The organism is Schaalia meyeri, assembly GCF_900105015.1.
Taxonomy (GTDB): Bacteria; Actinomycetota; Actinomycetes; order Actinomycetales; family Actinomycetaceae; genus Pauljensenia; species Pauljensenia meyeri.
The window spans coordinates 52,340-78,877 of sequence record NZ_FNLK01000015.1 but is presented as its reverse complement, the minus strand read 5'-3'; the positions used below and the strand labels follow the sequence as shown (position 1 = coordinate 78,877).

29 protein-coding genes are annotated in these 26,538 nt (G+C 66.3%); 14 read left to right on the top strand and 15 right to left on the bottom strand.

What is annotated here, in order from left to right; genetic code table 11:
* The first annotated feature begins 17 nt into the window (after positions 1-17).
* Both BLT68_RS08470 and BLT68_RS08465 read left to right on the top strand, forming a co-directional pair.
* Positions 18-950, top strand: a complete 933-nt coding sequence (locus BLT68_RS08470; RefSeq protein WP_074633665.1) for an alpha/beta fold hydrolase — start codon at positions 18-20, stop codon at positions 948-950.
* Between the two features lie 76 nt (positions 951-1,026).
* Positions 1,027-1,428 carry a hypothetical protein gene (locus BLT68_RS08465; RefSeq protein ID WP_074633663.1) on the top strand — a complete coding sequence of 134 codons (402 nt, stop codon included), beginning with the start codon at positions 1,027-1,029 and terminating at the stop codon, positions 1,426-1,428.
* Between the two features lie 99 nt (positions 1,429-1,527).
* Here the strand turns inward: BLT68_RS08465 and BLT68_RS08460 are convergent, their stop codons facing one another.
* The 4 genes from BLT68_RS08460 to BLT68_RS08450 all read right to left on the bottom strand — a co-directional run bounded on the left by BLT68_RS08460 (position 1,528) and on the right by BLT68_RS08450 (position 3,731).
* The gene (locus tag BLT68_RS08460; RefSeq protein WP_074633662.1) at positions 1,528-2,046 is read right to left on the bottom strand and encodes a GNAT family N-acetyltransferase; all 519 of its coding nucleotides are present in this window, start codon (positions 2,044-2,046) and stop codon (positions 1,528-1,530) included.
* A gap of 6 nt (positions 2,047-2,052) precedes the next feature.
* The gene (locus BLT68_RS08455) at positions 2,053-2,352 is read right to left on the bottom strand and encodes a type II toxin-antitoxin system TacA family antitoxin (RefSeq protein WP_074633661.1); all 300 of its coding nucleotides are present in this window, start codon (positions 2,350-2,352) and stop codon (positions 2,053-2,055) included.
* A 263-nt stretch (positions 2,353-2,615) separates the two neighbouring features.
* On the bottom strand, positions 2,616-2,768 hold the full coding sequence (locus tag BLT68_RS09275; protein WP_165603253.1) for a hypothetical protein: 153 nt from the start codon (positions 2,766-2,768) through the stop codon (positions 2,616-2,618).
* 444 nt (positions 2,769-3,212) lie between these two features.
* On the bottom strand, positions 3,213-3,731 hold the full coding sequence (locus BLT68_RS08450; RefSeq protein ID WP_074633656.1) for an excalibur calcium-binding domain-containing protein: 519 nt from the start codon (positions 3,729-3,731) through the stop codon (positions 3,213-3,215).
* A gap of 548 nt (positions 3,732-4,279) precedes the next feature.
* Between BLT68_RS08450 and BLT68_RS08445 the strand changes: the two genes are divergently transcribed.
* The 6 genes from BLT68_RS08445 (at position 4,280) to BLT68_RS08420 (ending at position 8,666) form a co-directional block, all read left to right on the top strand.
* Complete coding sequence (locus BLT68_RS08445; RefSeq protein ID WP_074633654.1) at positions 4,280-5,065, top strand: ABC transporter ATP-binding protein; 786 nt, start codon at positions 4,280-4,282, stop codon at positions 5,063-5,065.
* A complete protein-coding gene (locus tag BLT68_RS08440) occupies positions 5,062-6,432 on the top strand; it encodes an FtsX-like permease family protein (protein WP_074633652.1) in 1,371 nt (456 codons plus the stop codon). Before BLT68_RS08445 ends, BLT68_RS08440 begins: the two co-directional genes overlap by 4 nt.
* A gap of 174 nt (positions 6,433-6,606) precedes the next feature.
* Positions 6,607-6,897 carry a hypothetical protein gene (locus BLT68_RS08435; protein WP_074633651.1) on the top strand — a complete coding sequence of 97 codons (291 nt, stop codon included), beginning with the start codon at positions 6,607-6,609 and terminating at the stop codon, positions 6,895-6,897.
* Between the two features lie 152 nt (positions 6,898-7,049).
* Entirely contained in the window at positions 7,050-7,271 is a 222-nt protein-coding gene (locus BLT68_RS08430; protein WP_131800102.1) for a hypothetical protein, read from the top strand.
* Positions 7,268-8,131, top strand: a complete 864-nt coding sequence (locus BLT68_RS08425) for an HAD hydrolase family protein (protein ID WP_050695454.1) — start codon at positions 7,268-7,270, stop codon at positions 8,129-8,131. The genes BLT68_RS08430 and BLT68_RS08425 overlap by 4 nt, the downstream gene beginning before the upstream one ends.
* A gap of 70 nt (positions 8,132-8,201) precedes the next feature.
* Positions 8,202-8,666 carry a hypothetical protein gene (locus tag BLT68_RS08420; protein ID WP_083332400.1) on the top strand — a complete coding sequence of 155 codons (465 nt, stop codon included), beginning with the start codon at positions 8,202-8,204 and terminating at the stop codon, positions 8,664-8,666.
* 265 nt (positions 8,667-8,931) lie between these two features.
* Here the strand turns inward: BLT68_RS08420 and BLT68_RS08415 are convergent, their stop codons facing one another.
* The 4 genes from BLT68_RS08415 to BLT68_RS08400 form a co-directional block, all read right to left on the bottom strand.
* Positions 8,932-10,134: a S8 family peptidase gene (locus tag BLT68_RS08415; protein WP_232618737.1), complete on the bottom strand. Its 1,203-nt coding sequence runs from the start codon at positions 10,132-10,134 to the stop codon at positions 8,932-8,934.
* The gene (locus tag BLT68_RS08410; RefSeq protein ID WP_050695451.1) at positions 10,113-11,552 is read right to left on the bottom strand and encodes a hypothetical protein; all 1,440 of its coding nucleotides are present in this window, start codon (positions 11,550-11,552) and stop codon (positions 10,113-10,115) included. Before BLT68_RS08410 ends, BLT68_RS08415 begins: the two co-directional genes overlap by 22 nt.
* 21 nt (positions 11,553-11,573) lie before the next feature.
* Positions 11,574-11,972, bottom strand: coding sequence for a hypothetical protein (locus tag BLT68_RS08405; RefSeq protein ID WP_050695450.1), 399 nt, complete (start codon positions 11,970-11,972; stop codon positions 11,574-11,576).
* A gap of 235 nt (positions 11,973-12,207) precedes the next feature.
* Entirely contained in the window at positions 12,208-12,810 is a 603-nt protein-coding gene (locus tag BLT68_RS08400) for a hypothetical protein (RefSeq protein WP_050695449.1), read from the bottom strand.
* A gap of 150 nt (positions 12,811-12,960) precedes the next feature.
* On the opposite strand from BLT68_RS08400, the gene BLT68_RS08395 reads away from it, so the two are divergent.
* From BLT68_RS08395 to BLT68_RS08385, 3 genes are all read left to right on the top strand, one after another.
* Complete coding sequence (locus BLT68_RS08395) at positions 12,961-13,482, top strand: peptidylprolyl isomerase (RefSeq protein WP_074633648.1); 522 nt, start codon at positions 12,961-12,963, stop codon at positions 13,480-13,482.
* A 111-nt stretch (positions 13,483-13,593) separates the two neighbouring features.
* Positions 13,594-14,472 carry a rhomboid family intramembrane serine protease gene (locus tag BLT68_RS08390; RefSeq protein ID WP_074633646.1) on the top strand — a complete coding sequence of 293 codons (879 nt, stop codon included), beginning with the start codon at positions 13,594-13,596 and terminating at the stop codon, positions 14,470-14,472.
* Positions 14,473-14,587: 115 nt separating this feature from the next.
* A complete protein-coding gene (locus BLT68_RS08385; RefSeq protein ID WP_074633745.1) occupies positions 14,588-15,349 on the top strand; it encodes a Rossmann-like domain-containing protein in 762 nt (253 codons plus the stop codon).
* An 11-nt stretch (positions 15,350-15,360) separates the two neighbouring features.
* Here the strand turns inward: BLT68_RS08385 and BLT68_RS08380 are convergent, their stop codons facing one another.
* Positions 15,361-15,624 carry a cell division protein CrgA gene (locus tag BLT68_RS08380; RefSeq protein ID WP_050695446.1) on the bottom strand — a complete coding sequence of 88 codons (264 nt, stop codon included), beginning with the start codon at positions 15,622-15,624 and terminating at the stop codon, positions 15,361-15,363.
* A gap of 126 nt (positions 15,625-15,750) precedes the next feature.
* Here BLT68_RS08380 and BLT68_RS08375 point away from each other — a divergent pair, with 126 nt between their 5' ends.
* From BLT68_RS08375 to BLT68_RS09270, 3 genes are read left to right on the top strand one after another with little or no spacing between them, the layout of a single operon-like run.
* Positions 15,751-16,449: a DUF881 domain-containing protein gene (locus tag BLT68_RS08375; RefSeq protein ID WP_050695445.1), complete on the top strand. Its 699-nt coding sequence runs from the start codon at positions 15,751-15,753 to the stop codon at positions 16,447-16,449.
* Positions 16,442-17,203 (top strand): class E sortase, encoded by a 762-nt coding sequence (locus BLT68_RS08370; RefSeq protein ID WP_050695444.1) that lies wholly within the window; start codon positions 16,442-16,444, stop codon positions 17,201-17,203. The genes BLT68_RS08375 and BLT68_RS08370 overlap by 8 nt, the downstream gene beginning before the upstream one ends.
* 10 nt (positions 17,204-17,213) lie before the next feature.
* Complete coding sequence (locus BLT68_RS09270) at positions 17,214-17,372, top strand: hypothetical protein (protein ID WP_165603252.1); 159 nt, start codon at positions 17,214-17,216, stop codon at positions 17,370-17,372.
* A gap of 269 nt (positions 17,373-17,641) precedes the next feature.
* On the opposite strand, the gene pknB is transcribed toward BLT68_RS09270, so the two are convergent.
* Genes pknB through BLT68_RS08340 form a run of 6 tightly spaced genes read right to left on the bottom strand, consistent with a single transcriptional unit; the run spans position 17,642 to position 26,536 of the window.
* The gene (gene pknB / locus BLT68_RS08365; protein ID WP_074633645.1) at positions 17,642-19,654 is read right to left on the bottom strand and encodes a Stk1 family PASTA domain-containing Ser/Thr kinase; all 2,013 of its coding nucleotides are present in this window, start codon (positions 19,652-19,654) and stop codon (positions 17,642-17,644) included.
* On the bottom strand, positions 19,627-21,915 hold the full coding sequence (locus BLT68_RS08360; protein WP_074633643.1) for a serine/threonine-protein kinase: 2,289 nt from the start codon (positions 21,913-21,915) through the stop codon (positions 19,627-19,629). The genes pknB and BLT68_RS08360 overlap by 28 nt, the downstream gene beginning before the upstream one ends.
* 11 nt (positions 21,916-21,926) lie before the next feature.
* Positions 21,927-23,378 carry a peptidoglycan D,D-transpeptidase FtsI family protein gene (locus tag BLT68_RS08355; protein ID WP_050695441.1) on the bottom strand — a complete coding sequence of 484 codons (1,452 nt, stop codon included), beginning with the start codon at positions 23,376-23,378 and terminating at the stop codon, positions 21,927-21,929.
* Positions 23,375-24,760, bottom strand: coding sequence for an FtsW/RodA/SpoVE family cell cycle protein (locus tag BLT68_RS08350; RefSeq protein ID WP_074633641.1), 1,386 nt, complete (start codon positions 24,758-24,760; stop codon positions 23,375-23,377). The genes BLT68_RS08355 and BLT68_RS08350 overlap by 4 nt, the downstream gene beginning before the upstream one ends.
* Positions 24,760-26,034 carry a PP2C family protein-serine/threonine phosphatase gene (locus BLT68_RS08345; RefSeq protein WP_074633640.1) on the bottom strand — a complete coding sequence of 425 codons (1,275 nt, stop codon included), beginning with the start codon at positions 26,032-26,034 and terminating at the stop codon, positions 24,760-24,762. The genes BLT68_RS08350 and BLT68_RS08345 overlap by 1 nt, the downstream gene beginning before the upstream one ends.
* Position 26,035: 1 nt before the next feature.
* A complete protein-coding gene (locus BLT68_RS08340; RefSeq protein ID WP_050695438.1) occupies positions 26,036-26,536 on the bottom strand; it encodes an FHA domain-containing protein FhaB/FipA in 501 nt (166 codons plus the stop codon).
* Positions 26,537-26,538: the final 2 nt, after the last annotated feature.

Below are 26,538 nucleotides of genomic sequence, written 5' to 3'. Positions count from 1 at the left end.
CATTCTACGATTGTCACGTGAAAAGAATCGAGGCTTTCGGACCTTTCGCGTTGCCCTCGGCGGCGGTGCCCGTGGCCGTGCCCTCGCCCGCGGGCGAGCTCAGCGGCCTGCTCGCCGGGCCGAGCGCGTCCTCCCTCGTCGATGGGGTGTGCGCGGCCTCGTCGCCCCGCGCCTGTCAAATCGGCGCGAACAGGGTGCTCCTCGTCCCCGGATACACCGGGTCCAAGGAGGACTACGCCCCCGTCCTGCCCTTCCTGGGCGGTGCCGGCTGGGACGTCCTGGCGTACTCGCAGCGCGGCCAGGGTGGGTCCGCAGCTCCCCCTGGCCTCGGCGCGTACGGGATGAGCGACTTCGTCGGCGACCTCGTCTCGATTGCCGAGGCATGGGCCGGGAAGACGGGGCGCGTGCACCTCGTGGGCCACTCCTTCGGCGGGATCGTCGCGCGCGCGGCCGTCGTGGCGCGCCCGGAGCTGTTCGCGTCGCTCACCCTGTTTTGTTCCGGGCGGGCCGCTTACGAGTGGATGCACACCCTGCCGATCCTGGACCCGCTGCCCGTGGGCGAGGGGGCCCGCGAGCGCGTGCTGCGCGCCTACTTCCCGGACATGAACCTCGCCGAACCCACGGTGGGGTGGGCGGAGTTCCAGCGCGTGCGTGCCCTGGCGACCTCCTCGGAAAATCTGGTGGGGATTGCTCGCATCCTCGTGCAGCTGCGGCCCGACACTGCGGCGCTTGCGGCTACCGGCGTGCCCGTGCACGTCGTCTACGGAGACCGGGACCAGACGTGGCCTCCGTCGTGGTATGCGGCCGAGGCCTGGGACCTGGGGGCGCGGGAGAGCGTGATCCGGGGCGGGGGACACAGCCCGCAGATGCAGTACCCCGAGGAATGGGCGCGCCATGTCGGCGGATTCTGGGGCGACGTGGACACGGGGGCGCTGGTCTGGTCCGTGTGACGGGCCGGGTTGTGACATCGTTCCAAAATCGCGCGTTGTAACGCGTGCGTGTGAGCTTCGACTTACTATTGTGCCCATGAACAAGCGTTCTATCCTCACCGCGGTGCTGGCGCTCGGCCTGGGGCTCACCGCCCTGACCGGCTGCGCCACCGATTCTGATCCCGCTCACTCCTACGTGACGCCGAAGGACGTCAAGACAGTCGAGCGTCCCATCGCGCAGATCGACGACAGGGGCATCAAGGTCCCTGAGAAGCGCGACCTGAAGGTCAAGCTGGCCGACTTAGAAAAGGCCGTGAAGTGGACGATTGAGGTCTCTGATCCGACCGCCCTCGAGGTCGGCAAGTCCGAGAAGAACGTCGTCACCCTGCATCCGCTGCGCGCACTGGGGGAGGACGAGGATGCCGTGACGGTGACCCTGACCGATCCCGATGGGGTCAGCACTGAATTCCCGGTAACCATCACCCCGGGCGCTAACTGAGACCGTCGCCGACACCCTGAAGGGGGCCGGGATCGCTACGATCCCGGCCCCACACCTTGCTGCGGGTGTGTGCAGCGTTGCCTTGGCGCGCCGAGCCCGTCATACGTGTTCGACGTAGCGTTTGATCGCGCCAAGCGGCAGCATCAGATGGTTGTCCGCCCCCGGGCAGGGAACGAATTGCGACGACTGGCTGAGGTAGAAGTCGCGCGCCTGTTGGTCCGCGCAGTGGACCAACAGTGCTGCAAATCCGACTTCACGGCTGAGGACGTAGGCCCGCAATAGGGCATCTTTCAGCAGCGCCGCGCCGATGCCTCGCCCCTGTGCTCGCCGGTCGACGGCCAGACGGGCAAGCAAGAGGCAAGGGCAGGGATCTGGACGGCGCTGCGGCTTTAGTTGAGCCGGGAGCCTGCCGCGCTCCACAGAACCCATGGCGAGAGCGTAGAACCCGACCGTCTCAGGCTCCTGTACCGTGACGAATACGCGCCCGTTCCGCGCTTGTTGGTTCTGCCAAGCGTAGCGGTGGAACCAGTCATCAATCTCGTCGTTCCCCGATTGGAAACGCGCGCGGTCATCCCCGTGGGCGAGGGGGCGTGGCTCCTGTAGGACTGATACGTGCATCAGTGATCAGGGGCGCGCGGGGCTCGTATCGATGTGGGTGCCAAAGGGTGAGGGGCGCTCGAAGAGCTTGCGCAGTTTTGGATCGTCCTTGAGCGGGGCCTGGAGGATTGCTTCAAAGTGCGCGTACTGCTCGTCGTTCAAGACAAATACGCGTTGGTCGGTCAGGCGTCGCTGCGCTTCCAATGCAGCTGCGGACAGGACGAAATCGCTGACGCTGCGAGCTTCCTGTTCTGCTGCGCGGCGAATGAGGGTGTCCTGCGTTTCGGTCAGGCGCAGGTCCAAGCGCCGTGTCTTCGCGGTGCTCATCGGTATCTCTCTCATTTGTACGTATGTTATCCGTACGCAATGTTTACTGTAGCAACGATGAGGAAAGATGGGGGGAGGCTTGTTGCACAAGTATGGGTGATCCATGACATGTGCCTATGTGTCTATCGCTCGTTTTGGTGCTCATGCCGTCCGGTTGCGTGACGACTTAGGCGACAGGTCTGTTTATGTCGCGGCGTTGGATGCGGCGGCTACGGGGAAGGGGTGGGGCCGGGATCGCTACGGTCCCGGCCCCACAGGGGCGTTCACTGGGTGAACTTGTCCTTCAGGTCGGAGGCGACTTCGGTCGCCTTCTCCTTCGCGGCCTCGACAGCCTTGTCGACGTTTTCCTCGCCGACGGTCTCCTTGACCTTCTCGAAGCCCTCTTCGGCCTTCTTGGTCAGGTCTTCCAGACCCATACGGTCCTCCTTGAGTTGTGGTTCCGCCCGCCTGTCCGGGCGGGTGCTGCAATCCTATCGCCGCAGGTCCCAGCAGGCCTTGGGGTGGAAAGGCACATGCAGAGAGCGCAGGAGTGTATCGCCGGTGACTCCCGTGTGGCCATGAGACGGGTCATGCGTGAATGTCCCACGTTCATCGCCGGCGGCTCCCGTGCGGCTCTGGTCCGGGTGGACTCTCGGGTGCCGTGTTGTGGAGCTCCTGGGTCGCTGTGAAACCGTGGCCGCCCCCGCTCGGTCGAAAGCGCCCATATGAGCTTTCTGACGCGGAGCAGGGGTGACACGGGTTTCAATTCGGTGATGCCGATCCGGTGCAGGGGCGGTGCCGGTTTCGCTGTCAGGGAGGGAAGGGCGGTGACAGTCGGGCGGCGACCGTGGGAACGAAAGCGTCGCAGGCGGTATGCGCTGTCACTCGCAGGCGACCCCGTCGTTGTCGCGATCGAGTTGAGAGCGATAACCCGGCTCGCCCCGATAGATGGGAGCAGCACCGGCTCGGCGTGCTTCGGTGCAGTTCTTGTAGTACGTTCCCCCGGATTCTCGTGCGGGTGTCGACTCCCGTGCTTCGGTCGTTTCCTGGGGGATTGGGGCAGCAGGGGGAGCAGCGGGCGCGGGGGGTGGAGTTGGTGAGGGGCGAGGGGGTGTCTGTGTCGGTATTGGAGTTGGCGTCGTGCGTGCGGACGGTGCCGTGCGCGTTGGTGACGGAGTAGGGGCGGGATCCTTGGTGGCGGTGAGCGTAACCGACGTCGAAGGGTCGGTGTTCTTCGAGCCATTCGGATCTTGGGCGGTAACCGTATAGCCGTCGGCGTAGCTCGACTGGGATATCGTGAGCCCCCTTCCATCAAGTGCTGTGATCTGCCTGAAACCCGCTTCCTCGAGCGCCTTCACCGCGCGGGGGAGACTGAGTCCCACCACGGACGGGATGTGCATGCTTGCGCACGACGAGAGGGAGAGGGCGGCAAGAATCGTGCAGACAACTCCAAGAACCCGGAGATCATTGCGTTCTCGATGAGAAACAGCGGACATGTTGGTGACTCCCTCCTGTGGGACTGCTCTAGGGCGCGAGGGCAAACGCTCACACCCTTGCTGAGTATCCTATGTCGCCCTGGTGCGGTGGCGCACGTAGTTGGTCATCGGAGTTCGGCAGGCTCGTCAGTCACAGTCGCGGCGAAGCTGTCGATCGCCACTACGAGGCATCGGCCGGGCGCGAGCCCCACGATGCCCTACGCGGATAGTGGGCAGGTGATGGGCTCGCAGATCGGCTAGTAGGCTACCCGCGAGCGCAGTACCAATCCAGCCGTATACTTCCCTATCCGCACGACGACGGCCGTTCTGCGAACATGCCCCATGACCAAGACCCTGGAGGCAAGCCCGGCGGCGAGGTCGTGGCACCGCAGCGGCGAATCGGGGACCTCTCAGGGGCCGACCCGGGCGGACCCCCATAGAAATGCATGCCGCGTCGGTCCTACTGTCGAATCATGACACACAACACGGCGGGTCTGGTGACCCGAGCACTGACGAAGACATACATGCGCGGGCAGATGCCCGTCCACGCGCTGGCCGGGGTCGATCTGACGCTGCCGCAGGGGACGCAGGTGGCGATCATGGGGCCCTCCGGCTCTGGCAAGACGACACTCCTGCACTGCCTGGCGGGCGTCCTGCGCCCCAGCTCTGGGTCTATCACCCTCGACGGCCAGGAAATGACGGCTATGTCGGAGAAGGGCCTGTCGGACCTGCGCCTGCGGCGGTTCGGTTTCGTCTTCCAGGACGGCCAGCTGCTGCCGGAGCTGCCCACGGAGGAGAACATTGCGATGCCCCTCATGCTGTCGGGCACACCCAAAACTCAGGCTGTTGCTCGCGCCCGGGAGATCCTGAGGAACCTGGGCCTGGACGGTGCCGGCCCGTACCGGCCCGGACAGCTCTCGGGCGGACAGGCGCAGCGCGTCGCGATCGGCCGCGCGCTGGCGACGAACCCGTCGGTGATCTTCGCGGACGAGCCGACGGGTGCCCTCGACCAGGCGACCGGCGGGGAGGTCATGTCCCTGCTGACCAGCGCGTGCGCGTCGACGGGGGCGTCGCTGGTTCTGGTCACCCACGATCCGGCGGTAGCCGGCCGGCTGCCCCACACGATTCACGTGCGTGATGGCCGCGTCTTCCTGACGGGCCCGGGCGCTGGGCCCCAGAAGCCGGCCTCCGCCTCGCCGGAAAGAATCCCGGGTGCCCCCGTGGGGGGCGGCGCCGTGCGTCAGGGGGTCCTGTCATGAGTGCGGTGCGCACCACGGCTGAGGCGCTGCTACGATCCCGCGACCGTGCGACCTCCGTTCTGACGGTCGCCGCTTTCGCCTTGCCGCACGCGGCACTGTTGGCGGTGACGGGCGGAGTGATGGCGTTCATGTCGCGTACCGAGGCGGCGATGGCGAGCGGCCTGGGCGAAGACCCGACCACCATTGAGGGCGCGACGAGCATGTATGTCCCGTTGGCCTTCTTCGCGGCCACACTGATGATCGTCCCGATCATCTCGATGGGTGCGGCAGCTGCGCGCCTGGGCATGAGCAGGCGCGAACGTGACCTCGCCGTGCTGCGGCTGGTGGGCCTGGCACCCGCCCAGACGAAGCTGGCGTGCATCGTCGAGACCTGTGTTTTTGCGGCCGTCGGCGTTGTCGCCGGTTCGATCCTGTACGCGGTGACGCTGCCCGCGTGGGGTGCGCTATCGTTCCAGGGCCGCCCGATGGGTGTCGGCGAGATGTGGGTGGGAGTCGTGGTGCTCCTGGCCGAGGCTGTCGCCATGATCCTCCTGGCCGCGCTCTCCTCGTGGCTGGCGATGCGCAAGGTCGCGATCACCCCCCTGGGTGTGGCGCGGCGGTCCCACACCGGGCAGGTGAGCGCTTTGGGGCCAATCCTGGGGCTGGTTCTCCTGGTCGCGTGGCTCGTTGTGGGTGGCTTCGCCATGAATCTGGGTGCCGCGATCGGAATGGCGATTTTCATGGGATTCCTGGGCGCGATCTTCCTAGTCGTGAACCTGTTGGGCGTCTGGTCGATCAGCGTGATGGGACGCATCATGGCGGGCGCTTCGCGCAGCCCGCAGATGATGGTGGCGGGCAGGCGCCTGGCAGACGACCCGCGCAGCGTGTGGCGCTCCTTCGGGGCGGTGGCCCTGGTTGGCTTCATGGTGGGTGTGCTGTTGCCGGTGAGCGGAGCGGTGTCGACGTCCGGCGACACGGCCATGGACGAGGTTGCCCGCATCGTGACCGGCGACATTCAGCGCGGCATGATGGTGACCTTCGCGATCACCCTGGCCCTGGGTGCCGTGTCGACGGCCGTCAACCAGTCGATCCGCGTCATCGACTCCGCGGAGCAGATGCGCGCCCTGTCCTACATGGGTTCCCCGCGGGGCTTCATGGATCGCAGCCGCCGCCTGGAGGTTGCTGTTCCCGCCTTCGTGATGGTGGGGGGCGCGATGCTGCTGGGCATGCTGTTCATGTCCCCGATGATCATGTCGGGTGCGGTCGCGGGGTTTGTCGCGGCCATCGCCGCGGCGCTCGTGGGTGTCCTCATCATTGTCGCTGCCTCCGAGGCAACCGTTCCCCTGCGCCGCCGCATCCTGGCGAACATGCGCGAGGGGCGTGAATAGGGGAGCGGCCCCATCCGTCCCGTGAGCGTGCGCGGCCCCGGCCTGGCCCCTATCGGCGAGGCCGGGGCCCTGGCGCATAATTCGAGGGAATTAATCGGCCAAAAGCCTATGATTAGCTCCTGATGAATGTTAGGATGACGCTGTTTGTGGTCGTATGACTTCGATGGAGAAAACGTGTATCGCTCGTCTTCCCAGTACTCTCACGCGGGGGGAGTCGGCGGAGCCGCGCGAGGAGCGCGGGTCGCCAGGCCCCGCGCGCGTCGCCGCCGCCCCGCGCCGCCCTCGTACCCGCCCGCCCCGCGCCAGTCCGCCCGTGCGCGCGCCGAGCTGGACGAGGAGATCTTTGCGCTGTCCGCTTCCGCGCGTTCCCCCTGGCAGGCGAAGGGGCGTCGGGGCTCGCGGGTGGTCGCGCTGGTCGTTCCCGTGCTCGCCGTCGTGGCCGTCGCGCTGTGGTGGTGGGCCTGAACCTGATCGCTTGGGGAGAGGGGGTGCGACGATGAACAACCACCCTGGGACACTGCACGGCCGGGTGCCAGATGCGGGGATACCGCAGCCAGTTCCAGGCGTCGGCGGGCCGAATGCAGCCCAAGCTGTGGATCATATTTGGGGGAATCGGCGTGCTCCTCCTCAGCACTCCGGACATCGCTACGTTCCTCATCGATTTAACGCCGGGGGATCATACCGATAATGGCGATGGCTTGTACTGGGTGTCAGGAATCCTCCTGATCGTTACCGTGCTCCCGGGCCGCCCGCTCGCGGGTGTCATTCCGGAAAGGAGGCCCGGCCTCGCGCGTGGGCGTGAGCGCCGCGCTCGCGCGTCGGGCACAATGGAGGCATGAACACCCCCACCGACCCCGCGCGCTACGCGGGCGCCGACCTGCGGCTGGCCGCCGTCGATATGGACGGTACCCTCCTGGATGATGACAAGAACTTCCCGCCCGGAATGGACGAGCTGCTCGACCGGATGGACGCGCGCGGCGTCACCTTCGCGCCCGCGTCCGGCCGTCAGGTGTGGACCCTGCTCGATATGTTTCCCGGACGCCCCGGCATGACCGCCATCGGCGAAAACGGGGCGATCGTCATGCGCGATGGGGTCGAGGTATCTTCCAGCCCGCTCGACGCCCCCACCATGCGCGAGGCCGTCCGCCTGGTGCGTCAGGCCACGTCCGGGCCAGGGGCGATCGACGGCGGCCTGGTCCTGTGCGGGAAGCAATCCGCCTACGTTGAGCGAACCGACGACCGCTTCGTTGATGGCGTGATGCCCTACTATCACCGCACCAAGCGCGTCAACGATCAGATTGCCGTGGTCGACGCCATCGAATCGGGCGCGCTCGATGACGCGATCGTCAAGCTTGCCGTCTACGCCCTCGAGCCGGTCAATGCGCTCGCGGAGGCAACGCTGTCTCGTTTCGCCGACACTCACCAGTACGCGATTTCGGGGGCGAACTGGGCGGACCTGCAGATCCGTGGCGTCGATAAGGGCCGGGCCGTGCGCGAGCTCCAGCGCTTCCTCGGCGTCGATCGGTCCCAGACCGCAGTCTTCGGGGATGCCGGAAATGACCTGTCCATGATGAGCCAGGGTGACCTGTCCTTCGCGATGGCCAACGCCTCGCCCGACGTCGTCCGGGCCGCACGCTTCGTCGCGCCCTCTAACAACGAGGCCGGGGTTGCCCAGGTGCTGCGCTCGCTCCTCGGGTGAGGGCGCCTTGCGGCGGCGGTGCCCATCCGATAGTCTCACGGTTTGACGTAACTATCGGATGGAGGATTCCATGGGTGCACCCGATAACCCCGTTCCCTATCCGGGATCGAATTCCTGCCAGGGATACTCGGCTCAGCCGGTCGGTGAGGCGTACCCGGGAGCGGTGCAGTCTCAGGCACCGTACTTCCAGGGGGCGCAGCCCGGGGTGCAAGCGGGGTGGGGATACCAGAACACGAACACCGGGGTGCCGGGGTACCCGCCGATGGGTGCGTACGGGTACGCCGGGGGCATGCCGGTGCAGCGTCGCTCAAAGAACACGGCGGCACTCGTTATGTTCATCGTGGGGCTACTCTTGAGCGCTTCGCCGGTGCTTGCCTTCCTCATCATTTCCGCCATTCCCGGAGACCACGGCGATGGCGGGGACGGCCTGTGGTGGCTGTGGGTGTTCCTTGTCTTGTACGCGCTTCCGGTCGGCGTAATAACGGTGGTCGTATCCGCTATCGTTGCGCTGACCTCTCGAGCGGTATCGCGCTGACGCTTGATCTTGCGCCCCCTTCGCCGGTCCCCATCCGTGATCTCCGAAATCATGCATGACGGCGAGCTGACGGCCCATGGACTCGCGGCCCCGTGCCAGATTCGAGGGAAGGTTACGGGGCCAGGGCGGCCTCGTACGTACGCTTCATGCGACGCAGCCCGCGCCAGCGCGGCTACAGTGAGGGCTTGAGTCGAAAGCCCTCAACGGGCCCGGTCGATACGAACAATGAGCTGGTCGACTGATACGGGTGTTCCTGCGATGACGATTATCGGTGATACCTGGGGCTGGTTCCGATGTGAATGGGGTTGGCGACGTCCGTGTTAGCGAGGTATGACTCGTCGGTGCCTCGATAGGCGTAGGAGTCGTCGTAGGCGATTTCGGTGGGGGCCACCAGGCCATCTGCGTACTGCTGGACTTCTGCGGGTGTGGGGCTGGTCTCGCCGCCCTTGTCCGCCAGGGGGTTCTCGTCGGGGTACTGGGAGGGATCCGTGTTCACCAAGGCCCCCGCATCGACCGCGCCGTATCCCGTGTACTTGTTCCAACCGCTCTGATCGCTCAGGCCCGTGTGCGTCAGAACCTGCAGGATCTGGTTGCTGGTGGCGTCCGGCCACTTTTGGCGGGCCAGGGCCAGGAAACCGGCGACGAGGGGGGTTGAGTTTGATGTTCCGTTTGTGGGATCGTTGTTGCCTGTTTCGTAGTTGCGGGCCAACATCGGTCCGCCGACCGCGGCGGTGGTAACGCCCCTGCCCCACGAGGAATATTCTGCTCGCTTGCCGTTCGTGTCGATAGCGCTGACGCTGACGACACCGGACCACTTGCCGAAGCTGTCAATTGTTTCGTCGGTCGCGTCGTTACCGGAGGGGCTGACAATGATGACCCCCCGTGCGTTTGCGCGAGCAACTGCCCACTTGAGGGACTTAGTGGTCTGGGTATTCGATGACGACACGCTGATAATCTGCGCGCCATCATTAATCGCGTGATTGATTAACGAGGTCGGGCTGACAGCGCCAACACCGTTCGTTCCTATGCAATCACTGCCAGACTCATCGCCCGCCGAGCTGAAGCTCGTGCGGTAGCTGAGCAGGCGTGCATCCGGGGCAACGCCGTAGTTCTTGGAGACCAGCAGCGAGGCCATGGCCGTGCCGTGGCTTTTTGATCGAAGCGATGATGTGACGGTGCACGGCGTCTTATCGGTGACGGTAGCGCCCGCCAGTTCGGGGGCGCTGGCGTCGACTTCGCCATCCAAGACGGCGATGGTGACGCCTTTGCCGGTGTAGCCCTTGGCTCTGGCTTGGTCGAGGTGGTAGTAGGCGTAGTAGGACTGGTCGGCCGCCGTGATGGTGTCGGCAGCGGCAGCGGGGCCGACGGGCAGAACCGCAGCCGCGGCCGCCAGGGCGGTGGCGCAGGCCCGCACGCGCACACGACGGGCGCGGGCGTGGTTGGTGTTCACCATTGGCGAGGATCCCATCCGTCGTCTTTCCTGGGTGCGGGAGCGATGTCCTGGTCCGACCCGTAGGTCTGCGACATGGGGTTCACGTAACCCTCGGGCAGATCGTCCTCAACGTCATCTTCGTACTTGAAGGCCTCGTACGTGCGCCGCCGCGCCTTCCTGGAGCCCTTGCCCAGCCCGCCGGCCCCGGCGGCTCCGGCACCTCCCATGAAACCGCCCATGCCGACGCGCCCGGCGGTAGACCCTGCCGCACCCGACGCGGGCGTGTCGGCACCAGGCGGGGTGTAGGTGCCGTACCCGGTACCGGAGTAGGTTCCCGCCTGCAGGTTGGTGCCTGCGGCCATACGGCCCGCGGCGCGCGCGCCGAGCGCACCCGCGCCCAGGGCTCCGGCCAGGTGGCCCGCCGTGTCCGATCCGGGTCCACCGTTGATGCGCCACAGGGGATGGTCGCGGTCGGTGGGAGGAGCGGGGGTGTATCCGCCGATGGTGCCCCTGGTGTGGCGGTCCCCGCCGACACGGGTATGCAACAGGTCGATATCCATCAGATCCTGGGGGTTGGTGATCGGGTTGGTGCGCGTTCCCGGCTGCCCCTCGGTGTTAAAGCGGTTGTGGATGCGCCGGGACTGAAGCTTATACGCGTCCCGCATCCGTGCGCCCTCCGCGTCCGGGTCATCGAACCCGGCCGGATACAGACCCGATTTCGCGCTGCGCAAGGAGCTGCGCCCGTAATCAGAATCCCGATCACCCGGATACATCCCCGGATCGTGAGGGGACACCCACTTATAGCCGTCTTCGAGTTGGCGCACCGTCGCAGGCGAGGAGGGTTGGGGCAGGTTGCCAGGACTCCACCGTGCGTCGTCATCCACCAGCTTTTGCTGCTCCTGCACCACCCTGCTGGCCAGGTTGGCCAGGGCCTGCATGGCCTCGTTGAGGCGGGTCAGGATATCGGCGGCGTTGGCCTCGCGCTGGGCATTGGCCTGCGCCGCGATCGCGTCGTACAGGGCCGCGCCCGTGGCCGCCACGGCGTTAAACGGCTTGCCGTAGATCCCGAACTGCTTGAGCACGGGGATCGTCACCTCGGCCATCTGACGCAGAGAATCAAGGCGCGCATCCACCAACACCGGGGACAGACGCTCGGCCTCCTCGCGAGCGTGGCGCATAACGCGACGCATTTCCACCTCAATCTGCGAGGCGGAGAGGAAGGACGCCCGCCATCCGGCCACGCGGTTATCGGCGCGCTGAAGCCAGCCGTTGATGGCCGTGCCGGCCGCTCCCTCGAACCCCTGATAATCGCGGAGGTGTCGAATACTCTCCGATGAGCCGTTGATGGCGTCCATCGCTGTGGAGTGTTCGCCGTCGTATGCCGCCAGCGATTCGTTCGCCTTTGCTGCCTCCACGAACCGCATGAGCCGCTCGTACATCGGGCTGCTAACCATGGTGGTGTCCTTTTCCTGGTCTCAGAAGCCGGAGGGATTGCCGGCGGTCGGCGCATCCGTGGGCTGCGAAGCGGCGTTGCTGATAGAGGAGTCGGCGTTCATGGCGGCGCTGTTGCTCGCCATCTGCTGCACGATGTTCTCTTCCGTCTGGGCGAAGTCCTTTTCGGTCTGTTCGACCCTGTCGCCGAAATCGGTGATGCGGGCCTGCTCCGAAGAGAATCCGTTGGCCGCGCCGCTGTACGCGGCCTGAAGCGCGCGGCGTGCCGCGTCGACACCCGGTTCGTCCCCCCATACGGATGACACCTGCGCCTGCGCAAATGTCTCGGCCACCCTGGCGGCGCTCCCCAGGTGCGCCCCTCCCTGTTCCGCGTCATAGCGCGTCTGTTCGTGTTTCTGGGAGTCGAAACCGACACCGTTCAAAGGACCCTCCAGGAAGTAAAACCGCAAGCCTAGCCTACACAGATCGATGAGACGAACACCATCATATGACCGTCCAGGGAGTCACGCAAAAATGTGTTCGGTAACTATGATCGAGGCGGGGCTCATATTTCCCGGTGGTCGCGGGAGAAACCCGAGGCGGCACGGACGAATGGTGGGGGCCGCAACGTAGTGCGTCGCGGCCCCCACCAGTAAAAGCCTCGTTTAGAGTCCGACCTCACTCGGTCGTTTCAAAGGTGGCCTTCTCCGCCTGGGTCTCCGGCACGAAGGAATCCGTGTCCAGATCCGCCCAGTATTCCTCGGCCCACGGATCCTCAATCGGCTGCGAACGCTTCCACAGGATGTAACCCGCGCCGGCAACCGCGCCGACCAGGGCCGTCAGACCCAGGACGCGCAGCACGCGGCACTTGCGGCGCTTACGCGTCGGCGTCGTCAGGGCCAGGGCAGACGCCTCCGTCGCGCGGCGCGCACGATCCGACAGGGGGCCGCGAGCCGACAGGGCGGCTCCGGCCTGGTTCACCGCGAGCGATGCGCGGGGCAGGTAATCGTCCACCAGGTGCTCGCGGGCGTTCTCAATCGCAGGCCCGGCCGAAGCAGCGGCGGCCTGAGCGCGCGCGGCGGCGGTCTCAATGGCGGGGGTCGCGTGCTCAATCGCGGAGTTCAGCGCGGCCTGAGCGCGAGGGGCGGCCCAATCGACGCCCATATTGGCCAGATCCGCTGCCTTCACGGCAACCTTCCCGGCGTAAATGGCGGCCGCGTCCCGAAGGTGCTGAGACGAAGTGCGCAACTTATCTGCATCGAAAGTCGGCGAAGTAGCCATGATGTCTCCGTTCCTGTCCACAATTGGCGGGGCGCAAACGCGCCACCCACCTCTATTGTGCTACAACCGCCTGTGATCCGCAGCCAACCGCCCCGCCTAAAACGCGGGACGGACAGGAAACACCCAGGAAAAGGTGCGACCATTGTCCCCATGAAAGCAATCTTGCACACCACCGCCGGCGACATCACTGTCGAACTGTTCCCCAACCACGCGCCAAACACGGTTGGTAACTTCGTGTCCCTGGCCAAGGGCGAGCGCGAATGGGTCGACCCCTCGACCGGCCAGAAGACCTCCCGTCCCCTCTACGACGGCACCATCTTCCACCGCGTCATCCCCGGTTTCATGATCCAGGGGGGCGATCCCCTCGGCACCGGTACCGGCGGCCCCGGCTACCAGTTCAACGACGAGATCCACCCCGAGCTGAACTTTGACGAACCCTACCTGCTGGCCATGGCCAACGCCGGCAAGCGCATGGGCAAGGGAACCAACGGCTCCCAGTTCTTCATCACCGTGGCCTCCACCCCGTGGCTGCTCGGCAACCACACGATCTTCGGCAGGGTCACCGACGACGCCTCCAAGCGCGTCGTTGACGCCATCGCCGCGACCGCCACGGGCGCGGGCGACCGCCCCGTCCACGACCAGGTCATCGACTCCATCGAGGTCCTCGACTGACCTTTTCCTCCTCTTCATGGACGAGGCCGGGGCCACCCCCGCTGCCCAAGCGCAGTTGGTGGGGTAAATAGCCCCGGCCTCGTCCCCTACCCGCCATCCGAAAGGGAACCAATGAGCCTGCCGAGTTACGGTCAACGCTCCGATCCGCGCGCCGCCCCCGACTGCCCGCGCCACCCGGGAGAGCGCAGCGTCGATTACTGTAAGCGGTGCAACCGGCCGATCTGCGTGGACTGCGCGGTCCCCACCGAAGTGCGTTCCATCTGCGTGGACTGTGCGGCGTCGAAGCGCAGCTGGTCGGGCCGGGCCTCGCGAGCGGTCGCGACGGGCGCCCCGGTCGTCACCTACACGCTCATGGCTATCTGCGTCCTCATGTTCGCTTTCACCTGGGTGATGCCCCTCGCGGGCTCTGCGCTGACGCTGGTTCCCGCCCGCCTGGCTACTCACCCATGGACCGTCCTCACCAGCGCGTTCCTGCATGGCGGGATCCTGCACATCGGCTTCAACATGCTGACGCTGTACTGGGTGGGGCGGGCCATCGAACCCGCCCTGGGGTGGTGGCGCTACCTGAGCGTCTACCTGGTGAGCGCGCTGGGCGGCTCCGCCTTCGTGGTCGCCTGGTGCCTGATCCAGCCCTCGCAAATCTACGCGGGGACCGTCGGCGCGTCCGGCGCCGTCTTTGGCCTCTTCGGCGCGGTCTTCGTCCTCCAGCGCCTGCACGGCTCAGACACCACATCAATCGTGGTCCTGCTGGCCGTTAACCTGGGGTACGGCTTCATCGCCAGCGGAATCTCGTGGCAGGCCCACATTGGTGGCCTCCTCATCGGGGCGGCCTCCACCTGGGTGCTTACGCGCCTATCCCGCCCGCGCCCGGGCGTCACCGAGGCAGCGCAGAACCGCCGCCAGGTGCTGGCCGCGGTCGGCATGCTCGCCGGTCTTATCGCGCTTAACGCCCTGGTGTTCCGCGCTCTCCTGTTGGCCTATGGAACGTGATCGGCGCGCGGCCGTGCGCCGGGGCCGCGGGCGAGCCGTCTGAGGATGACCTAACATGGTGGAGGGCCTGCTCATCAATGATCGGGCCTTCCCCCATACCCCCGCAGGAGACACAATGACCGGACCCTGGGACCTGTACGATCAACTCATTGACGAGATTCCCGCCGACCTCACCGTCACGCAGATCCACACTGAGGGCAAATGGCGCCGCGTCTCCTCCAGCGAGGACGGGGCGGGCATGGCTTTCGGCATGAACGTCCAGTCCCGACCGCGCGCCGCCTCCGACCCCACCACCCTGGTCGGCCGCCCCCTGCGGGACGTCGCCGCCCTGGCGAAATCCTGGAACTTTGAGGACGCAGGCATCGGCATGGCGGCCGTCAACGCCTACCACTCCCACCCCGAGCGCGCCCTTGCCCGCGGATTTAGCCCCTGCCCGGAAAACAACTGGGCGCGCACCTTCCACCCGTACGCGCCCCTCGTGGTCGGCAAACGAGTCGCCATCATCGGGCACTTCCCCTTCGCGCCCGCGGCCCTGCCCGACGCCGCAGAACTCATCGTCCTAGAGCGCAACGTCCTCGACGGAGACTACCCCGACCCCGCGTGCGAATACCTGCTGCCCGAAATGGACTACGTGTTCATCTCAGGATCCGCGTTCGTCAACAAGACCATGCCGCGCCTGCTTCAGCTGGCCGGAAGCGCCCACACCGTCGTATTGGGCCCATCGACGCCCGCGTCCCCCGCGCTGCTGCGCGCCGGCGCAACGACCGTCATGTCGTTCGCCAGCGCGCACCCAGCTCGCCTCGAAGACGGGCTGGCCGGACGCTCCCTGCTTGGCATGTACGACGCCGGCATGAGGGTCCAGCTCAGCCGCGCTTAACCGGCCAGGCGTTAACGCCAGCGGAGCGTCATCAGGAAGCCGACCAGCATTGTGCCCAATCCCACCGCGATGTTCCACGCGCCCAGCTGCGGCACCGGATAGGTGCCCGACGAAATGTAGTACACGACGACCCATAGCAGGCCCAAGATCATCAGGGTCACGAACGCAGGCGCCCACCAGGCGGGGCTGAGCGGAATACCGTCGGTCCAATTCTGGATCTCGGTATCGTCCATGACCTCGTGCCCATTCTTCTTACGCTTCTTGGATTCGGCCACGTCGGGTCCTCTCTGTACGGCCCGCGCGGGAAGACAAACCGCCCGGCGGTGATGAATTAGTCGCAACACTAGCGTAGTCTCGGACGTGAGAAGTGCCAAAACGCAGCGCCACGGAAGGAGTGAAAGATGCCGAGAATCAGTCGCCACACCGCTGGCGTGCTCGCCGTGACCGTCGCATCGGGCCTCCTCTTTTCCGTCTCCGCGCTCAATGAACGCAAAAACCCCGCGGCCACCTCCGACCTATCGACCCTGGTTCGCACCCGACAGGAACGGGTTGGGGAACTCGAAAACGAGATCTCCTCCCTGGACGCTCAGATTCAGGGCTTCTCCTCCTCGCCGCAATCCGGGGCGCCCGACGAGGACGCATTCACCACCCGATCCACCCGGCCAGTTTCGGGTCCCGGCGTTCAAATCACACTCTTTGACGCGCCCGCCGGAGCGGTACCCCCCGGCGCCACCCCCGACGACCTGGTCATCCACCAGCAGGATCTCGAGGACACCATGAACGCCCTGTGGAGCGGCGGCGCCGAGGCCATGACCGTCCAGGGGGTACGCATCACCAGCCGCACTGTCATCCGCTGCATCGGCAACGTGATCCTCGTCGACGGAACCAGCTTCTCCCCGCCCTATGTGATCCAGGCAATCGGGGATCCCGCCGCCCTGCAAGCGGCGGTTAACTCAAACCCACGTATGGTAAATTACCAGACCTACGTCACCAAGTACGGCCTGGGGTGGGACATGCAAACAAAGGACGCGCTCAACTTTGCGCCCGCCACAACCTCTCTGACCGTCAACTATGCAACCGTGGAGGAAACGAATGGGTGAACACGTCGCCCCCGCCTCGCCGATGAAAAGAAAACGCTCCAGCATCTTTTGGAACATCGTCGGAGTCGTCGGAGAACTGCTCATCACCTTCGCTTTCGTCATCGGCCTATTCTCCGTCTGGCAGCTCTATTGGACCACCTACGAGGTCTCGGGACAGGTCGAGAAAACCATCGCCTCGTACGAGGACGACCACCAGCCCACCAAACGCACCCAGGGCGAAATCCGCACCGACGACCCGCCCGAGTTTGGCCGCGAAGTCGGCGCCGGAGAGGTCTACGGACTGGTCCACGTGCCCACGTGGGACTGGATGAAAATCCCTCTCGCCGAGGGCACCACCAAAGACGTGCTGGACCAAGGCTGGGCCGGACACTACGACATGACCGCCCAACCCGGCGGCGTCGGCAACTTCTCCGTTGCCGGACACCGCCGCACCTACGGCAACAACTTCCGCTGGATCGATCGACTCACCCAGGGCGACAAGGTCGTCGTGGAGGTTGACGACCACTACCTGGTGTACTCCATGGTTTCCTCCGAGATCATCGACGCCACCGACCCCACGCAGATGCGCGTCGTCGCCCCCGTCATCGACGACGTTTCGTGGTCCGAAACCCCCACCGAACGCTGGATGACCATGACCACCTGCCACCCCGAATACGGCAACTGGCAGCGGTTCATCGTCCACCTCAAGTTCGAATCATGGACCCCGAAGGACACGGGCGTCCCCGCCGAGCTCGTTGACGAACCTACGAACTGAAAGGCCCCTCATGTACGCATGGATCTTCCGCCACCTCCCCGGGCCCACCTGGCTGAAAGCCATCGAATTCCTGATCCTTATCGGCGCGGCCGTCGCCGCGCTCTTCACCTGGGTCTACCCCTGGGTCCAGTCATACCTGGAGCTCGGAGACTCCGTGGGCGGTGCCTGACCTGCCCGCGCGGGAAACGGGCCGCGAAAGAGAACCTGGCCTCGTTAATAAAGGAACGATGCGGGCGGGCCTCCTACGCTGGTTCGTGGATAGGAAACGCGCTGCTGGATAGGAAGTGCGTTTCTGGATAGGTTATGCGCTCGTGGATAGCTTATTAACCTATCCAGAAGCTCATAACCTATCCAGATGATTGTTTCCTATCCACGAAGCAATTTCCTATCCAGGTACGCGGCCTCACTTACCCTGCGCGGGGCTTATCCTGCGGGGCGTCACTTCTTTTTGTTCCCGTTGTTGTTGCCGCCCTGAGGCCCCTTGGAGACCTTCAGCTTCACGGTCGAGTTCTTCTCAACCTTCGAGCCTTCGCCGGGTTCGACGGACAGGACCTGTCCGGCCGGCTGATTGTCGGCGACTTCCTCGACGGTCACCTTCAGGCCCAGGGCCTTCAGCTTCGCTTGAGCATCCTCGCTGCCGATTCCGACAACAGTCGGGATCTCAACCTGGGCGCTCTTGCCGTTCGAGACAGACACACCAACCCGGGTGCCCTTCTTGACCTTCGTGCCGGTGGAAGGATCCTGGGAAACGATCCGATCCTTTTCCTTGTCCGAATCGACGCTCGTCACGTTGCCCAGCTCCAGGCCGACGGCCTTCAGCGCGCTCCTGGCCTGGTCCTGGCTCATACCCTCAAGGTCGGGGACCTCAACCTGATCGGAGCCGGAGGACAGGTTGGCGCGGATGGTCTGACCGGCCTTGACTTTGGAGCCGGGGGAGGGGTTGGTTTGCGCGACCTTGCCCTCTGGGACGCTGTTGGATGCAATCCTGTTGGCGTCAAGCTCCCACTTCAGGCCCAGGGCCTCGACGGCCTTGCGGGCGTCGTCGGGGCTCATGCCCACCAGGTTCGACGGCAGAGTCACTGAGTCGGGTCCGGAAGAGATCGTGACGCGCACGGTTGCGCCCTTTTCGGCCTGCGTGCCCGCGGCGGGGTCTGTCGAAGCAACGGAACCCTCCTCGACCGTGTCGGAGGCGATCTTGTCGGGGTTGAGCTCCCACGTGAATCCGGCTGCCTCGATCTGTTCCTTCGCGTTCGCCTGGCTGAGGCCCACGACGTTGGGAACCGCGAGGGTTTCAGGGGTCGCGGCGCGGCGCGTCAGCGCCCACACGGACCCGCCGATCAGGAGCAGGGCGATCACGACGAGGGACACAATGATCGCGGTGCGGCGTTTACGGGCCTTGCTGGCCTCCTTGGCCGCGTCCTGTTGGGGATCGACGGGGGGAAGCGACGTGGAGGTCGCGGCCATCGCTGGGGCGCCCTCATGCGCGCCAATCGCTGACAGGGGTGTGGTCGCAGCCGTCTGCGCGCCCGCCAATCCCGGAGCGGGCAGTACCTGGGTCGCCCACGAGTCGGCGGACGGGGCACCCACGTCCAGTCCGTGGGCCACGCACTGCAGGTCCGAGAGCATCGCCGCGGCGCTGAGATAGCGATCCTCGCGGTTTTTCGCCAGGGCCTTGAGCACCACGCGATCCAGGGGGTCGGGGATATCGGACAGGATTGACGAGGGGGTGGGCGGGATCTGCTCAACGTGCTGATACGCGACGGCGACCGCGGAATCGCCCTTGAAGGGCGGGCGCCCCGTCAGCAGTTCAAAGAGGACGACACCCGTCGAATACAGGTCCGAGCGGGCGTCCACGGTCTCGCCGCGCGCCTGCTCGGGGGACAGGTACTGTGCGGTGCCCACGACGGCGTTCGTCTGCGTCATCGTGGCCTGCGAGTCCGTCAGGGCCCGGGCGATGCCAAAGTCCATGACCTTGATCTTGCCGTCCGAGGTCAGCATGATATTGCCCGGCTTGATGTCCCGGTGCACCAGATGGTTCGCGTGCGAATACTCCAGGGCGGACAGGACGCCCGACACGATCTCGACGGCCTCGTTGATCGGAACGGCCGTGCCATCGGAGATGAGTTCCTTAACCGTGTGCCCCTCGACATACTCCATGACGATGTAGGGCACGGCGACTGAGCGACGGACCGCGTCTTCGACGATCTCTTCGCCCGTGTCGTAGACGGCGACGATGTTCGGGTGATTCAACGACGCCGCTGACTGCGCCTCGCGGCGGAAGCGCGCCTGGAAAATCGAGTCCTGCGCCAGGTCACGCCGCAGCATCTTGATTGCGACGACGCGCGACAGGCGAGTGTCGAAGCCCAGGTGGACCTCGGCCATTCCGCCGCGCCCGATGAGCGAACGGACCTCGTATCGGCCAGCTAGACGGTGGGCCATGGGCTCTGCCATGTCCTAACCTCCTCGATAATGTGTGCCCCCGCACTTGGATGTATCAGGGAGCCAAGCATGTGTCTGATCGTAATAGCTAAGAGCGCAATCAGCGCAATCACGATGATTGCGGCGACAACCGCGCGGATAATATGCCTGGATACTGGGACGGGTGGGGCGACGGCGCTGCGTGAGTACGCTGTTTTCGTCGGCGGGCGCGTGTGCTGTGCCGTTCGGGCGTCAAGCTCGTGCCAGCGCGGCCCCCGCGACGTCTTTTCCGGTTGCGGCTCGTAGACGGAGCGGCGCGGCCGCGTGGAGGGTTTCTTTGTACGAGGCTGGGGCACGGTGCCGTACACCCGGTGCGTTGAACTCGATGCTGAGCGTGACGATGACGAGGCTGACCGCGGCGCGGGTGAGGGTGAGCGCGGCGTAGACGAGGCCGTGGACTCCTTTTTGCGACGGCCGTCCTGGCCGGGGGCGGGATGGGGGAAGCGCTGGGGACCTGATTGGGCGTGCTGACGCTGGGCCTGTTCGGCTTCGCGGCGCTTGCGGGTCTCGCGCAGCTCGCGTTTGCGCTGTTCCTCCTCGCGGGCGACCCGTGCGCGGCGTTGCTCCTCGGCGACGTCCTCGGCCTGGCGGTGTTCGGCGCGCTGGCGCAGGCGCTCGGCCAGGGCGGCCCGTCGGTCCTCCGGCGCGGCAGCAGAGCTGGAGGGGTCGGCGGCGGAACGGGAGGGGCCAGCGGACGACTGGGAGGGGGCGTGCTTTGTCGGAGGCGTTGGACTGGGAGCGGGGTGCGAGGCCCGTGCGTTGCTTCGAGGCGTCGGCCCCTGCGGGCGGTCGGCCGTGGGCTCCCCCGCGGGGGTGGTCGTTGCCCGTGCGGGAGAGGCCGGCCCCTGCGGGCGGTCGGCTGATTTGGGAGAAGCCGCTGCCCCCGCGATCATCGCCGCCCCCGCGGAGGCGGCGGAGCGCACCGGGACCGGGGCCCCCGTGAGGGACGCCGACGCGGCTGCCGAAGCCGCCGGTGCAGCGGCCGCGTGGCGGCCGGTCGAGGTGAGGGAGCGGACCGTGCCCGAAACGGGTGCCGCGTGCTCGCCCGTCTCGGGGTGGAGACGGCGAACTCGCGCAGGCGCGGGCGCGGGTGCCGGGCGTGGGGCAGGGGAAACCTCGGCCTCGTCAAGGACGCGCGGAGCTGAGGCGTGACGGCCCGTGGTTGGGATTGGCGCGGAGGAGGGGGCGATCGTCGTCGCCTCGTCCAGGACGGGCATCGCGTGGCGGCCCGAGACCGAGCGCACCTTGGGGGTCAGGCCGGACGGGGGTTGCAGCATTTCGTCGGGCAGTGTGCGGCGCGTCAGGTGACGAACGGGAGCGACGATCGGCACGGAGGGTTGCACGGGCGTGCGTATTTCGGTGGGGTGCTGTGCGGACTTTGGGAGGGGCAGGGGGCGTGGGGTGACGGAAATGCCCATGGCCTTGGCGGCGCTGGCGATCTCGCGGACGGCGGCTGAACCGGACTCGGGCCGCTTCGCGGGGTCCTTTTCCAGCAGGTGCAGGATCACGTCGGCCAGCGGCGCGGGCACGAAATCCGGCAGGGACGGCACAGGGTCGTTGACGTGTGAGAAAGCGATATCCACCTGAGTCTCGCCGGTGAAGGGGCGGCGCCCGGCTGCGGCCTCGTAGGCGATGACGCCCAGGGCGTACAGGTCACCGATGGGCGTGGCGATTTCACCCATGGCCTGCTCGGGCGGCAGGTACTGGGCGGTGCCCATGACCATGCCCGCGGCCGTCAAGTTGACCTGACCCTTCGCGCGCGAGATGCCAAAATCCGTGAGCTTGACCATGCCGTCGGGGCGGACCAGAATGTTCGCGGGCTTGATGTCGCGGTGGACGACGCCCGCGCGGGCCGCGGCCCCCAGTGCCATCGCGACCTGCACGAGGATCGGCATCAGGTATTCCGGTTCGATGCGGGATCCGCCGCGCAGGTAATCCGTCAGCGGATAGCCGTCGACCAGCTCCATGATGATCCAGCCGATGCCCTCTTCTTGACCGGAATCCTGCGTGTTGGCGATGTTCGGGTGCGAAATAGCCATCGAATTGCGGGCTTCGAGGCGCAGACGCGACAGCGACAGCTCTTCGCCCGTCAGTTCGGGACGCAAGACCTTCGCCGCGACGATGTGCCCGCTGACCCGATCACGGGCTTTCCACACCTCGCCCATGCCGCCCTGGGCGATCGGGGTGAGCAGCGTGTAGCGCCCACCGAGTACCCGCCCGGCGCCGGAAGTCATGCGTGGTGAGCTCACTTTAGCCCCGCTTCCAGGACGGCCCGAGCAATCGGTCCGGCCACTTTTCCGCCGTGCGGGGTGGGGGTGTTGTCGTCGCCCTCGACCAGGACGGCGAAGGCGATCTGCGGCTTATTGGCCGGGGCGAAGCCGACGGCCCACGCGTTCGCGCGGTTGCCGTTGCCGGTCTCTGCAGTGCCGGTCTTTGCGGCGACCGGCACGTTCGGCAGGGCCATCGTCGTGCCGGTGCCGTAGGGCTGGGAGACGACGCCTTCCATCATGGATGTCAGTTTCGAGGCCGTCTCCGCCGAAATCGGGCGTCCCGCGTCCGTCGGGCTGGTCGTGCGCACCACCTGGTTGTCCGCGTCCACGATCGAAGCGATGAGGTGCGGGCTCATCATATGGCCGCCGTTCGCGATGGTCTGAGCGACCTGCGCCATCTGCAGGGGCGTCGTCTGGACCGTGTATTGGCCGATCGAGCTCATCGCCAGCTGCGCGGGGTCCGTGCCCGTGGGGAACACGGAGGGCGTCACCGGCAGCGGGACCTGCGTTTCGCGGCCGAAACCAAAGCGGTTCGTCACGTCCGTGAGCTGCTGGTTCGTCAGCTGCTGGGAGGCCAGGACGAACGTCGTGTTACACGAACGCGCAAAGGCCTCGGCCAGGGTCGGGTTACCGTCGCCGCACCTCGAGGATTCGATGTTGGAAACCTCGGTGTTCGTGCCCGGCAGGGTCGTTGATACGGGCGAGGCCAGGCGCGTTTCTGGGGACGCGACGCCGTTTTCGATCATGGCGATTGTGGTGAGGATCTTGAACGTCGAACCCGGCGCGTAGCGCTCGGAGGTCGCGCGGTTCAGCAGGGGGTTGTCCGGGTCGGAGGACAGGGCAGAGAACGCGTCCGTGACCGAGGTCGCGTCGGAGGAGGCCAGCTGATTCGGGTCGTACGTGGGCGACGAATACATGGCCAGGATCGCTCCCGTTGTCGCGTCCAGCGCGACGACGGCGCCCTTGCGGTCGCCGAGCGCATCGGCCGCTGCCTTTTGCATGGCGGCGTTCAGCGTCAGCTCCACGCCGCCGCCCTGCCGGTTCTGGCCCGTCAGGAGGTTGCGGACCCGCTGGCCCAGCAGGGTCTGCGACTGGCCGTCCAAGACGTCCTCTTCGGCGGCCTCCAGGCCCGTCGATGCGTTTCCGACCGACGAGAAGTACCCCGTGACCGGTGCGTACAGGGGCCCATTGGTGTAGGAGCGCACGTAGCGTTTCGAGTCGCCGTCGCGCTCGGAGACCGCAATCGCCGTCTTGTCAACGATGATGGGCCCGCGGTCTGTTTCGGCCGCGTGCAGGATCGCGCGCTGGTTTCGTGGGTCGCCGTTCAGTGCGGACGCGGAAATAAACTGCGTGTTCGTGATTCCCATGCCCAGCAGGGAGAACATGAGCAGTACGATGACGAAAATCTTGCGAATCTGAGCGTTCACGAGGCTTCACCCGCTCCCACGGCCGGTTGGATACCTGAGTTCCACGGCGCCGGTGTTGACGCCGGGCGCCTGGCCGCGTCCGACACGCGGATCAGCAGCGCGACCGTGATCCACGAGGACACCATCGAGGATCCGCCGGCCGCCAGGAAGGGGGCGGTCAGGCCGGTCAGCGGAATGATCCTGGTGATGCCGCCGAGCACGACGAACAGCTGAATCGCCAGCGAGAAGCTCAGGCCTGTCGCCAGGAGTTTGCCGAAGCCGTCGCGCACCGCCAGCGCGGCGCGCAGGCCGCGCTGGATGAGGATCAGGTACAGGACGAGGATCGCCGCCAGGCCCATCAGTCCCAGCTCCTCGGCGAAGGAGGACAGGATAAAGTCCGAGTTTGCCAGGGGTACCAGCTGCGGGTAGCCGCGCCCCCAGCCCGTGCCCATCAATCCGCCGGAGGCCTGGCCGAAGAGACCCTGCACCAGCTGATACGAGCCGTTGTTGTAAACGTCGGAATCCAGGGCGTTCATCCACACGTTGAAGCGCGTGCGGACGTGGCTGAAGGACTGGACGGCAATGAAGACTGCCGGAATGAACAGCGTGAAGCCGATGACCAGCCATGAGACGCGGTTCGTGGCCACGTACAGCATCGCTACGAACAATCCGAAGAACAGCAGCGAGGTCCCCAGGTCGCGCTGGAGGACCAGGATCGCGATGCCGATCAGCCACACCACCATGATGGGTCCCAGGTCGCGTGCGCGGGGCAGCCGCATTCCTAGGAATTTGCGGCCGCCGATCGCCAGGTTGTCGCGGTTCGTCACCAGGTAGCCGGCGAAGAAGACCGCCAGCGTGATCTTTACCAGTTCGCCCGGCTGTACCGAAATGGGCCCCAGGTGGATCCACACGCGCGCGCCGAAGGTTTCCTGGCCCAGCCCCGGGATCATCGGCAGCAGCAGCAGAAACAGGGAGAGCGCGCCGAAGGTGTATGTGTAGCGGCGCAGCATCCGGTGGTCGCGCAGCGTGATCAGGATGATGGCGGCGATGACGATCGCGATGCCCACGAACAGGGCCTGCCGGAAGCCGACCACGGGCTCTCCCCTGCGGGCGTAGGACAGGTCCAGGCGGTAGATCATTGCCAGCCCCAGGCCGGTCAGTGCAACGGCGATCGGCAGGATCACCGGGTCCGCGTAGGGGGCCAGGAAATGCACCCCGACCTCGGCGATGACGGCCAGCACGACGAGCACGCCCACCTGGGTCAGCAGGTCCGCGGGGATCTCCCCCGTGTAGTTCAGCGAGGTCAGCACGTAGCCAGCGATGCCCACGAACAGGGCCAGCCCCATGAGGGTCAGCTCCAGGAAGCGGCGCGGCCTGGCCGGCGCGATCGATACGGTGGCCATTACGAGGCGCCTCCGCTCTGCGCTCCCGACTGTTTCGCGCCGGACTGGGGGTTCGAGGACGAGGCGTCGGCAATGGAGCGCCTGAGTCCCTCAATATAGGCGTCGATGTCGGCGCGCGAGGAGCGCAGGACCGGGGTGTCCAGGCGCTGTCGGTCCACGGGTGCCAGGTCGGCCAGGGCCACGTTGGATACTTCGACGGCGTGAGAGAGCTGCCATGGGCCAATCGACTGGGGGATGCCCTGGTAGATGACGACGTACCCGTCTTGGCCGATCGCGTAGTACTGGGTTTGCGTCCACATCCAGGACATCCACGAGGCGGCCACCACGAGGACCGTCACGAGCGAGATGAACACGGGCGTCCACCAGGAGGTGGGGGGCTTGAGGTCGTCGGACGCCTCGTCGTCGTCCCCGCCGTTTTCCGAGGACGAGGACCCCAGGGCGGCGGCGCGCGCCGCCGCCCCGTCGCCGCCGCGCGACCTGGCGTTGCGGTCGAGGGCTGCGGCGCCGACGATCTGCGGGGGAGCGGGGGGGAAGGCGCCGGCGGGAACGATGTCGGCGATGACGCACGTGATGTTGTCGGGTCCGCCCCCCAGCAGCGCCAGGCGGACCAGTTCGTCCGCGCATTCGCCGGGGTCCTTGAAGTCGGCCATGACCTGGCCGATGGTTTCGGGGGACACCAGGCCGGAGAGGCCGTCGGAGCACAGCATCCAGCGGTCGCCGACGACGGCCTCGCGGATCGTTTCGTCGGGGGCCACGTCGGCCTGGGCGTCACCGAGGATCTTTAGCACGACGTTGCGGTTGGGGTGGTGTTCCGCTTCCTCCGGCGTGATCTGGCCGGTATCGACCAGGTATTGGACGAAGGAGTGGTCGGTCGTGACCTGCGTGAGGGTGTCGCCGCGCAGCACGTAGGCGCGCGAGTCGCCGATGTGGACCATCGCCAGGCGGTTACCGCTGCGCATGAGCGCGATGCAGGTAGTCCCCAGCCCCTCAAGGTCGCGGTCGCGGCTGGAGCGGTCGGTGAGTTCCTCGTGCGCGTCCAGGAGGGCTTCGCGCAGGAGGGGCAGCATCGAGTCCGCCGGGTGTGAGTCCGTGTCGAGGGGGACCAGGTGCGCCAGGGCAACGGAGGAAGCGATGTCGCCTCCGGCGGGTCCGCCCATGCCGTCGGCGAGGACCAGCAGGTTGGCTCCGGAGTAACCGGAGTCCTGGTTGTTCGAGCGCACCAGGCCCACGTCCGAGCGGGCAGCGTAGTGGAATTGAACGGCGTTTCCTGACATGTCAACCCACCAATTCCAAAGTGGTTTGGCCGATGCGGATAACGTCGCCGATCTTGAGCTGGCGCGGGGTGGTCAGCCGTTCGTCGTCGATGAAGGTGCCGTTTCGGCTGGAGAGGTCTTCGATCCACCAGCCGTCGGACTGGGGGGTGAGCGCCGCGTGGCGGCTGGATGCGTATTCGTCTTCGAGCACCAGGGTGCACGCGGGCGAGCGGCCGATGACGATGGGGGCCTCGCCCAGGGGCAGCATGGTGCCGACCAGCGGCCCGCCGGTGACCAGGAGGTCTTTGGGGGCCAGCGGGTTCGCGGGGGTGGCCTTTTTTTCTTTGCGTTTGTCGCGTGAGGCTTTTCGGCGTGAAGCAGCCTTGTCTCGTCCCTTGCCGCGCGGGGTGACGACGGTGCCGAAGATGTCGCGTCGCAGCGTGTTGACGGCGGCGAGCACGAGGAGCCAGAGCAGCACCAGGAAACCGATGCGGAAGACAGTGAATGCGAGGTCTGTGGTCACTT